At 49.4% G+C, this 10,463-nt stretch carries 9 protein-coding genes; 6 read left to right on the top strand and 3 right to left on the bottom strand.

Translation table 11 applies throughout. The features are described 5' to 3' along the window. Positions 1–100 precede the first annotated feature (100 nt). The 4 genes from P8O70_08145 (at position 101) to P8O70_08160 (ending at position 5,425) form a co-directional block, all read left to right on the top strand. On the top strand, positions 101–733 hold the full coding sequence (locus P8O70_08145) for a phosphoribosylanthranilate isomerase (GenBank protein MDG2196848.1): 633 nt from the start codon (positions 101–103) through the stop codon (positions 731–733). Positions 734–820: 87 nt separating this feature from the next. Further along, positions 821–2,962 carry an anthranilate synthase component I gene (locus tag P8O70_08150; protein MDG2196849.1) on the top strand — a complete coding sequence of 714 codons (2,142 nt, stop codon included), beginning with the start codon at positions 821–823 and terminating at the stop codon, positions 2,960–2,962. Beyond that, positions 2,949–4,334, top strand: a complete 1,386-nt coding sequence (locus P8O70_08155; protein ID MDG2196850.1) for a caspase family protein — start codon at positions 2,949–2,951, stop codon at positions 4,332–4,334. The genes P8O70_08150 and P8O70_08155 overlap by 14 nt, the downstream gene beginning before the upstream one ends. Before the next feature lie 17 nt (positions 4,335–4,351). Continuing rightward, on the top strand, positions 4,352–5,425 hold the full coding sequence (locus P8O70_08160; GenBank protein MDG2196851.1) for an alanine racemase: 1,074 nt from the start codon (positions 4,352–4,354) through the stop codon (positions 5,423–5,425). Between the two features lie 31 nt (positions 5,426–5,456). Here P8O70_08160 and P8O70_08165 read toward each other — a convergent pair whose 3' ends face one another. Continuing rightward, entirely contained in the window at positions 5,457–6,080 is a 624-nt protein-coding gene (locus P8O70_08165) for a 2OG-Fe(II) oxygenase (GenBank protein MDG2196852.1), read from the bottom strand. A gap of 165 nt (positions 6,081–6,245) precedes the next feature. Between P8O70_08165 and P8O70_08170 the strand changes: the two genes are divergently transcribed. Continuing rightward, complete coding sequence (locus tag P8O70_08170; protein MDG2196853.1) at positions 6,246–7,139, top strand: CoA ester lyase; 894 nt, start codon at positions 6,246–6,248, stop codon at positions 7,137–7,139. 193 nt (positions 7,140–7,332) lie between these two features. Next, the gene (locus P8O70_08175) at positions 7,333–8,172 is read left to right on the top strand and encodes a prephenate dehydratase (GenBank protein ID MDG2196854.1); all 840 of its coding nucleotides are present in this window, start codon (positions 7,333–7,335) and stop codon (positions 8,170–8,172) included. Positions 8,173–8,190: 18 nt separating this feature from the next. Here P8O70_08175 and P8O70_08180 read toward each other — a convergent pair whose 3' ends face one another. Beyond that, on the bottom strand, positions 8,191–9,276 hold the full coding sequence (locus P8O70_08180; GenBank protein MDG2196855.1) for a serine protease: 1,086 nt from the start codon (positions 9,274–9,276) through the stop codon (positions 8,191–8,193). Between the two features lie 287 nt (positions 9,277–9,563). Then, on the bottom strand, positions 9,564–10,463 hold a 900-nt coding region (locus P8O70_08185; GenBank protein ID MDG2196856.1), incomplete at its 5' end, for a S41 family peptidase.

The raw sequence follows: 10,463 nt of genomic DNA on the forward strand, positions 1-10,463 counted from the left end.
GTTGCTCTCTGAGAAGCAAAGTGCCATAAACCTCTGAACCATTGCAGTTTCTAGGGAAGTCTGCTAGAGCACGATTCTTTTACTATTATCAACTTCCTGCATGTCTACCAAAACCATCATCAAGGTCTGTGGCCTGACCCAAGTGGACGAAGCACTGGCCTGTGTTGAATTAGGGGTTCAGTGGCTTGGCTTCAATTGCTACCAAGGATCCAAACGCTATCTGTCGCCAGAAGCAATTGCGGCAATTGTGGGAAAGCTCCCTCCAGCAGTACAGACCGTTGGCGTCTTTGTGAATGCTTCCGCAAAGGAAATTGAAGAGATTCTCCAACAGACCGGATTACACGTAGCCCAACTGCATGGCGACGAGAGTCCAGGCTTTGCAAATGCCTTACAGGTCCCTTGGTTTCGAGCCTTTCGGGTAGCTGGTGATCTGGCAGAAGAGGAAATCTGTAGCTACGGACAAGAGTTGTTTCTGCTGGATGCAGCCCAGACCGGACAGTATGGCGGAACTGGACACGCCTTCGACTGGAAGGTGGCCACACGTTTGAGAGATCATGGCAAATTGCTCCTTGCTGGAGGTTTGCAGCCAGAAAATGTGGAAGAGGCCATCCTTCAGGTGAGACCGTTCGGTGTGGATGTTGCCAGTGGAGTCGAAAATGCTCCGGGTCGTAAAGACCTTCAAAAGGTAGCAAGTTTTGTTGAGGCCATTGCCCAAGCAGAAGCGTCCTGGTAAGGATTCCACAGTCGTGGTAGAACCTGGCATCGTTGCTAAGTTCTATTTTCTTCAATCCACTTCCCATCCTTCAATCGACAACACAGCATGGAAACCAGCGGATTCAGTACCTACCGAGGCATTCCCGTAGAAAAGATCGTTACTCCCTTGGACGCCTCCACGGCACTTCGACGGATCACAGACCAGATCGACAACCACAAGGGAGCGTTGATGGTCAGTAACTACGAAGTACCTGACCGCTATTCCCGCTGGGACATTGGCTTCGTCAATCCCCCCTTGGAGTTGATTGCCCGGGAAAGCAGTTTTTCGATCAATGCCCTAAATAAAAACGGTCAGCGCCTGCTGCCCTTGTTACAGGAAGTACTGGAAGGCCACCCTCATTTGGAGTCCTTCACTGTTACGTCTAATGCGCTTCAAGGAGTCACAAGGCCAATGACAGGTTGGTTCCCTGAAGAAGAGCGTAGCCGGCAACCCAGCCTATTCTCCGTGATTCGAGCCATTGCCGACCTATTTCGCTCCGACGAACCCTATCTGGGACTCTATGGTGCCTTCGGCTACGATCTGGTGTTTCAATTTGAGCAGTTGGAGCAACGCCACACACGACCGGAAGATCAGCGGGACTGTCATCTCTTCCTACCCACTGACCTGGTTGTGATCGACCGCCAGAAGGAGTTGGCCTACAGCATCTGCTACCGCATCTATACCCCAGAAGGCTGGACAGAACCCCACCTGAATACAGGCGCTACCTTTCCAATGGCCTCTGGCCGGGCAGATGGGGCTGTGAAGTGTGATCACAACGAAGGTGAATTTGAAGAGAAGGTGCAACAGATCCGTTCGGGTTGTCAGCGTGGTGACTTCTTTGAGGTTGTGCTCTCGCAGGCTTTCTCCGCTGGCTTCGACAGTACCCCACTGACGCTCTTTCAGCGGCTTTGTGAGCGCAATCCCAGCCCATACAGTTTTCTGCTCAACTTTGGTCAGGAACAATTGGTCGGGGCTTCACCAGAAATGTACATTCGGGTCAACAACGGACGTTTTGAAACCTGCCCGATTTCAGGAACAGTACCGGTTGGGGAAGATGCGATGGAGACGGCAGAGCGGATCAAAAACCTGATCGGTTCTGCCAAGGAAGAATCCGAACTCACGATGTGCACAGATGTTGACCGCAACGACATGTCTCGGATTTGTGTGCCAGGCAGTGTGAAGCTGCTGGGACGACGGCTGATTGAGAAATATTCACGCCTGATCCACACCGTTGATCATGTGGAGGGCCAACTTGCTGAGGGGTTCGATGCGATTGATGCGATCTTAACCCACATGTGGGCTTGTACCGTGACCGGTTCACCCAAGCCAATCGCCATGCAGACGATTGAGAATCTCGAAAAATCTCCACGTCGCTGGTACAGCGGTTGTGTGGGCTTCCTCTGGTTCAACGGTTACGCCAGCACTGGAATGACACTTCGTACAATTCACCTGCAAGATGGGATGGCGACGATCCGGGCTGGAGCAACATTGCTCTTTCACTCTGATCCTAAAGCTGAAGAGCAGGAAACCCGAACCAAGGCCTCAGCCTTTCTTGATGCGACTCTTGGCCGCAGTAAAGCACAGATCAGTGACGTCATTGAGCCGGTCAATGGACAAGGCAAGACCGTGCTCTTCGTGGATCATCATGACAGCTTTGTCCACACCCTTGCTGGTTATGTACGTCAGACCGGTGCTCGGGTGATTACGCTCCGCGCCGGGTTCCCGTATGAAATGATCGATCAGTTCCAACCAGACCTGCTCTTCCTCTCACCAGGCCCCAAGACACCTCAAGATCAACAGGTTCCTCAACTAGTTGGAGAGGCAGTACGACGTCAACTGCCTGTTTTTGGAGTTTGCCTGGGCCATCAAGGCATCGCTGAACACTTTGGAGGACGGCTGTTGACCTTTGCCGAACCTTGTCACGGTCAACCTTCAGAAGTTTATCATGAAGGGACAGGTCTGTTCGCTGGGCTTCCTCAGCCTTTCCGGGCTGGACGTTACCACAGTCTCTACGTTGATCCGGAACAGCTGCCTGCCGAGTTGGAAGTCACCGCTCAGACAGATTCAGGAGTGATCATGGGACTGCAACACCGACAACTTCCAATTGCTTCCGTACAGTTTCATCCTGAGTCCATTCTCAGCCTACAAAAACAGGCAGGACTACACTTGCTGGATAATGCCTTGGGATTGTTGTGTGGCCGTTCCTGAAAACATGAAACATCATGCTAGCAGCTTGAAAAAGTTAGAGAATAGAATTTTGAAAAGTCTATCTTGGAAGCTAGGTCTAATGATGAAAGTGGCTATGCACAGTAGAGTTCTCCTTCTTTTTATTCTTGTTACTTCACTGCCCTACCTATCCTTAGCTCAACAGCAGGATATTGCTAATCCTGAAGATGATTTTTCCGGTCAGGTCTACCGGCAAGCTTTGGTAATAGAAAACACTAGTTATCAGAATACCAAAGATAGCCCGCTGTCTCTCACCACTCCCAACCAAGTAAGTAACAAACTACAAAGCATTGGCTTTCAAGTGACGGCGCTTGGCAATGCGAAGCAACGCGAAACAGAGAAAGCAATCCGTCAGTTTGGCCGTTCACTCAGGGACAATGAAGGAATTGGTGTTTTCTATTACGCTGGCCATGTGGTGCAATTTGAAGATGAAAACTACTTACTACCCATAGATACTACGCTGACTCGTATTGAGGATGTGCGTTATAAAACAGTCCCCCTAGGTAAGCTGCTGGGACAGATGAAGTTTGCTGGAAATCAGATCAATATCATCATTCTGGATGCCTGCTCACCCAACCCTTTTATCGAAGGGCTACAGGGTATCACTCCAGGAATGATGGAGATGAAAGCACCTGAAAATATACTCATTTCCTATGCGTGCACTCCTAATACACTTGCCAAAGAAAATGAATCTAAGGGTTTATTCACCTCGGTCCTCTTACAGCATATGAAAACTGTCCGTACCGGATTGAATGAGATCTTTGAACAGACGAGTGCTGATGTTGCGCAAAAAAGTGATGGCCAGCACATTCCTTGGTTTTCTTCATCTGTGAGTAAAGAGTTTTTCTTTGCTCCTAACAAAAATTTTTTAGAAGAACATGCGCCTAAACCTGTAGTTGTAAAAAATGAAGATTCAAATGAGCTAGAAGTAGAAAATTCTGACAATCAAACTGTTGCTGCTAATAAATCAGACAACCAAACCAACCAAAACGCTGAAATTGTCATAGAAGAATTAGCAATACCTCCGGATGATCAAAGAATTTTTCACCTCAAGAGGGCCTATGTCAATCAGCAACTGGCCAATCTCAATGCACTACTCAATGACGCTAGGGTGATTCCAATAGAGCAAGATGGTAAACCCTGGTTTATCTTTGATTTTGTTCGTGAAGGAAGTATCTACGAAAAGTTAGGACTGAAAAACAAAGATGTGATTGTGCAAATCAATGGCTTTACGGTGGATAGCCTGCCCAAAGCCCTTAAACTCTTTGAAGCCTTACAGCTGGAAGAAAAGATCACTCTACGAATCAAGCGTGAAGGTCAGCTGACCGACTTTCAATATTTTATCGACAACTAATTTCAAGTAGATCCCTTATGCAACTCAACCATTATGATACGCCTTGCCTGTGGGTTGACCTCGACATCATGGAGTCAAATATCCAGCACCTAGCCAGATACTTTAAGTCCCGAGGCTTGGAATGGCGGCCTCACACCAAGGGCATCAAGATTCCTGAAATCGCCAAGCTTGCGATCAATGCCGGAGCCTTTGGTGTCACTTGTGCCAAGTTGAGTGAGGCAGAGTTGATGACTGCAGCTGGAGTGAAAAACATCCTGATCGCCAATCAGGTCGTAGGAGAACAGAAGATCAAGCGGCTTTGTCAGCTTTCCAGAATCAATGAAATCATCGTGGCGGTCGACCACCTGGAAACCGTACAGTTGATGAATCAGATTGCTGAAAAGTTTGCTGTCACTCTGAATGTACTGCTAGAGATCAACACTGGAATGAACCGAGCGGGTCTGGATCCAGGTCAGCCTGTATTGGATTTTTACCAAGCAATCTGTGATTTGAAATTCATCCGAAACAGGGGCTTGATGGCTTGGGAAGGTCACACCACAACCATTGCAGATCCTGACGAAAAAGTACGTTCAATCTCTGCTTCTATGGAAAAACTGAGTGCGACCGTCTCTCTTTGCAGGGAGAATAGCATTCCCCTCGAAATCATCAGCGGTGGCGGCAGTGGGACCTACACCATCTCCTCCAACTTCAAGCTACTCACTGAAATTCAAGCTGGTGGGGTGATCTTCACGGATGTCGCCTACTCCAAGTGGGGCGCAGAGACTCGACCCTCGCTTTTTCTGAGAAGCCTTGTCACCAGTCGTCCTAGTCCCAAAAGAATCATCACAGACACGGGTTGGAAAACTCTTCCTGGCTGGTCAGTTGCTCCCAAACCACTCGGTGTGGATGCTGTGGACTCTGTCAGTTTTTCCTCTGAGCATGGAACGATTCATCTTGCCGAAGAAAACACTTCCTTAAGCCCGGGAGATCCGCTTGATTATATAGTGGGCTACGGTGACAACACCGTGTTCCTGCATGAACGTCTCTATGGTGTACGGAACGGAGAGGTTGAAACCATCTGGGAAGTCAAGGGAAGAGGGAAGTACACCTGATTGAGTCCATCGGTCACCGATCACAGAAACTTCAGACAACTTCATGCACCACAGGAATCGGTAGCGCCGAGCGACTACGTAACCAGCCCGTGATGCTCAGCCGTTCCCTTGTAGCTGGTAGCACCTCGTGCTCAATGTCTGCACTGCGAAAAAGCACCAATCGATTCCAGCTTGGTAACAGGTCCTGAGTGCTCCCCACCAAGTGTAGACGCAGCTGACCTCCTTCTTCAGAATGCCAGTCCGAATTGAGGTAGAAAACGGTAGAAACGGTACGTTCTGGAGCGTCCTGAAATCGATCCAGGTGTCGTTGATAGCAGGTTTGTGGGGGGTAGAGTGCATAGTGCGCTTCCTGCGTGATGAGGCTCAGGTATAGATGACGATTGAGCAGTTCCCGCAGTTCTTCTGAGCGGTACAGATAGGCCTGTTGAGCAACGGTGACTTGATCCGGATGCCACCAGTCGATCTGATCTCCTCGAATCCGCACCTGCTGCTCCTGGTGTCTTCGCCCGATGCTGGCCTGCCTGAATCTTCCAGCTTCCCAGCGTTGTCGGGCTTCCTCAGCCAAGGCCGATACAACTGGACCTTCCAACCAATTCTCACAGACCACCCAGCCCTGTTCCGCCAATTGGTCGGGCACTTGCTCCCACTGCTCCATTCGCACTCTCTGGAAAATACACGCTAGCCGTGAATTCTCCGTGGAGCGGGAAGTTCCCGTGAGAAGTCCGTGCTGTAACCATCGGATACAAAACACACTGCCGAAGTTTATGCGCTGATTTCGCAGGAGATTCAAGCTAGATTCGACCTGATTTGGAGGAAACGTATGCCTCAACTCCGCTCCATTCTTTCGGTTCCTGGACACTCCGCCAAAATGCAGGCCAAGGCTCTCCAGAGTACTGCTGACCTGGTGATGTTTGACTTGGAAGACAGCGTCGTGCTTGCAGAGAAAGAAGCCGCCCGTCAGCAAATCATCAATACCCTGCAGGATCTACCAGGGCGCCATCCCCGTTTGGCCCTGCGCTGCAACGGATTAGAGACTGCCTGGTTCTATCGAGATGTGATTAAAATCTTGGAAGCTGCTGTGGATCGGGTTTCCGTCTTGGTTATCCCCAAGGTCGAAAGCACAGGTGATGTGGCTTGTTTCAGCCGCTTACTGGATGGAATCGAACGACACACCAAAGCTCAGCAGACTATTCGCTTGCATGCTTGCATCGAAAGCCCCGCAGGCTTGGTGCAGTCCGAAGCAATTGCCGTAACCTCCTCACGTCTAGAAGCTTTGGTCTTTGGAATTGCGGACTACTCTCGTGCTATTGGCAGTCCGTTGGTTTCGCTCTCAGGTCATGGGGAAAACGAAGAAGCAGTTTATTCGGGCCATCGCTGGCACTACGTCCTGAGTCGCCTGGTCGCCGCTGCCAAGTCAGTAGGCCTACAAGCGATTGATGCACCCTATGGCAACTTTCGAGATATCACTGGACTGGAACAGTCCGCCACCCAGGCACGGGCTTTGGGCTGTGATGGCAAGTGGGCCATTCATCCAAAACAACTGGAGGTGATTCAACAGGTATTTTCCTCCACCACGGCAGAGCTTGAACTGGCACAGAGGATTTTGAAGGCTGCACAGGCAGCGGAAAAGCAGGGATTGGGTGCTGTAGCAGTCGATGGTAGAATGATCGATCAAGCCACAGTACAGCTAGCTAGAAGGGTTTTAGGAGTATAGCTGCCAATTATTAGGCAGGTAAATTAAAAGCGCACCACACAAGCCACTAATTATTTTTATGGAAGTCATTGTATCAAGCATAAAGCACAGTCGATATCACAAAGTTTAGTGATTTCTATCCTCATCGATAATGGTTCTGCGAGATGTTGAGCCTAGACAACACACACTGTGAGGCAAATTTTTGAGGTGGAATATGAAAACTATAGCCTTTCAAGGTGAACTTGGAGCTTATTCCCATGAAGCATGTATGTCGATGTATTCCTCTTGTCAGGTACTACCGTGTAAATCTTTCGAGGAAGTTATAACCACAGTAAAAAATACTAACGCTGATCTGGCGATGCTTCCTGTAGAAAACACTACTTACGGCAGAGTGGCAGACATACATAGATTGCTCCCAGAATCAGGCCTACATATTATTAATGAAGTCTTCATTCGAGTGCGAATAAACTTGTTAGGTTTACCCGGATCTAGCCTAGACGATATTAAATTAGCAGAAGCCCATTTAGTTCTATTGCCGCAAGCAGCTATATTTTTAGAGAAAAATGGGATTAGGGGCGTAAGAGCAGTTGATAGTGCTGGTGCCGCTGCCGCCTTAGTAAAATCAGAGCGTAAAGGAGTTGGTGTTTTGGCTAGTAAGCTAGCAGCCAAAATATATGGTCTGGATATTCTTGCTGAGAATATTGAGGATTTGAATCACAACACCACACGATTTCTTTTACTTTCTCCAAACTCAGATAAAACAAGGCGAAGCAATACTCAAATGATGACAACTTTTATTTTTCAGGTGAGGAACATTCCTGCGGCACTGTACAAAGCTATGGGTAGCTTTGCTACAAACGGTGTGAACATGACAAAGTTAGAAAGTTATATGGTAGGCGGATCATTTTCCGCAACGCAATTTTATGCTGATATCGAAGGTCATCCCGATGATAAAAATGTTAAACTTGCACTAGACGAATTGGCTTACTTCACTCAATCCATCAGTATACTTGGGGTTTATCCCGCAGACTCTAAACGTGTTCAAAGTAACTAAACCAGTATCAGATTACTGTTACTGACCCTGCTGCTTCTGGAAGGCTTCAAACTCAGCTTCTAGTTGCTGACTGAACTCAGCATAGTTCTGGTTGGAAATGTGATCAAACAATTGATCATCTCGGAAGGGACGAGGCTTGGTGAGTAGCTTTGGTTCCTCCTTGGCTTTTGGGGGTGTAGAGACAACGACCGGAGCTGGAGTCTCTTTGGCGGGAGGGGTCGGCTTAGCGGGTTTTGTCGTAGCTGTGGTAGCTGCAGGCTTGGTTGCCTCGGCAGTTGTGGCAGCTGGCTTCGTCTCTGGGGCAGTTGCTACAGGCTTTTCTGGAGCTGGTGTCGGAGTTGGTCGATTCGCAGCCACTGCCATGGCCTTCGGTAGCCGGAGTCCCACAGACTGCAACCACTCTCGTGCCACATCACTCTGCACCGCAAAATTAATTCCCGTGATTGCCAGACCATCTGAAGCCTTACGGGCAATGCTGGTGTTCACTCCAATCATCTGTCCGTCCTCATTGAGCAGTGGTCCTCCAGAATTTCCACGATTCAAACTCGCCTCAGTCTGGAAGATGTGATTGCCACGTACCCCTTCCGCGTTCCGAATTCTTGCACCGATTCGTCCCGAAGTCAGCGACCAGAGCCCCCCATTTTCTGGATGTCCGATCGCCAGTACTGGATCTCCAATCTGCACTCCATCCGCTGGCCCCAAGCTAAGCGGTTTCACCTTGGGAGGATCTTCCACTTCCAGCAGGGCCAGATCCAGTTTCTCCGAATAATGGCTCACTTTCGCTTGACGTCCCTTACGGAAATTCTGCTCAATTCCGTCGTTGGGGTTCTCAAAGCTGTAAAAAACCAGGGTCTTGTCCAGTGGACGTCCATCATCCCCAAGGACGACATGAGCGTTGGTCAATACATGCCGATTGGTAATCATCGAACCTGTGCCCTTGGAACGGCTCTTCGAATTAGGTTCCATGCTGACTAGCAACACCACAGCTGGGACTGCCTTCCGATAGATCTCTGCTGGAGTTGCAGCTAATCCCTGCTGAATTGAGCTTAGCAACAGAATTATCCCTAGTACCAAAACGGTTCGTAGCTTTGTAGTGAGTTGCATCAGTTTCTCCAGATTGTCAAAGTTGAGATGTGCGATTTCAGAAAGAATCATTTTTATTTTTTTCTTTTCAACATACTGAATTTACATTTAATCTAGAATTTTTAATCGGCCGCCTTCTCCCTCAGAGAGAAGGAAAAAATTGATTGAACGATTGTCTGAAAACCCTCGCCCAACTGGGAGAGGGGGACCCCTCACAAACGGTGGGTGAGGGATTGTTTTGAACCAAAATTGTTTTCCCCTCATCCAACCTATCGGCCACCTTCTCCTCAGATAAGAAGGCAAATCGATCAACCCAGTCGGGGTCGGGCTATGAAGCTCACGGGCTCAATCGGTTGCTCTTCCAGCAGCTGTAGCATTCGTTGGATGGAGTGTTCCAACTGGGCATCACGTCCTGCAGCATAATCATGAGGAGCGTCTTCGATCTCCTCTTCCGGAGTCACTCCCTGGTTTTCGACATTCCAACCTGCCTTGTGAAACCAGATCGAGTACTGAGGTTGGGTCGTTGTCGTGCCATCGACAAGTTGATAGCGGGAGTCGATACCAATCACCCCACCCCAGGTCCGTTTGCCCAGCAGCGGTCCCATTTTCAACTCGCGGAAGCTATAGCTGAACATGTCTCCATCCGATCCAGCAAACTGGTTTGTCAGCGCCAGCAGGTGTCCACGTAGCGTATGGTACGGATAGGACTCTGGAGCACCCCAGCGGCGCACATCATAGCCGAGGTGTCGATGAGCCAGCTTCTCCAGAATCAGTGGGGAGACCATCCCACCTGCGTTGTAACGCACATCGAGGATCAGTCCTGCCAGATGAACTTGGGCCAGAAATCCTCGGTGGAACTCCGCCAGGCCCTGTGTCGACATATCTGGAATGTGCAGATATCCCACTCGTCCTGCGGTCTGTTCGGCTACAAAGTGACGGTTCCCTTCCACCCAATCACGATAGCGAGCGGCTCGCTCACTACGCAGGGTACGCACAGTGATTGTGCGTGGTTTTTCGTCTTTCTCTGGATGCTGCAAAGTCAGCGGAACCATTTGTTCAGACTGGTGTAGCAACAACTCCCCTGGGCTGGTCTGCTCATCAAGGGAAACTCCACCAATGGCACAGAGATAATCCCCCTCTCGCACATTGAGTCCTGGTTCACAGAGTGGTGAACGAATCTTCGAACGCCAGGGATCACCGGCATAGAG

It is taken from the genome of SAR324 cluster bacterium, from assembly GCA_029245725.1.
In the GTDB taxonomy this organism is placed as follows: domain Bacteria; phylum SAR324; class SAR324; order SAR324; family NAC60-12; genus JCVI-SCAAA005.

Bases quoted from the DNA above. Each gene is read 5' to 3' on its own strand.
- P8O70_08150 (MDG2196849.1), top strand. From the start codon at position 821: ATGGAAACCAGCGGATTCAGTACCTACCGAGGCATTCCCGTAGAAAAG.
- P8O70_08170 (MDG2196853.1), top strand. From the start codon at position 6,246: ATGCCTCAACTCCGCTCCATTCTTTCGGTTCCTGGACACTCCGCCAAA.
- P8O70_08160 (MDG2196851.1), top strand. From the start codon at position 4,352: ATGCAACTCAACCATTATGATACGCCTTGCCTGTGGGTTGACCTCGAC.
- P8O70_08180 (MDG2196855.1), bottom strand. From the start codon at position 9,276: ATGCAACTCACTACAAAGCTACGAACCGTTTTGGTACTAGGGATAATT.
- P8O70_08165 (MDG2196852.1), bottom strand. From the start codon at position 6,080: ATGGAGCAGTGGGAGCAAGTGCCCGACCAATTGGCGGAACAGGGCTGG.
- P8O70_08145 (MDG2196848.1), top strand. From the start codon at position 101: ATGTCTACCAAAACCATCATCAAGGTCTGTGGCCTGACCCAAGTGGAC.
- P8O70_08175 (MDG2196854.1), top strand. From the start codon at position 7,333: ATGAAAACTATAGCCTTTCAAGGTGAACTTGGAGCTTATTCCCATGAA.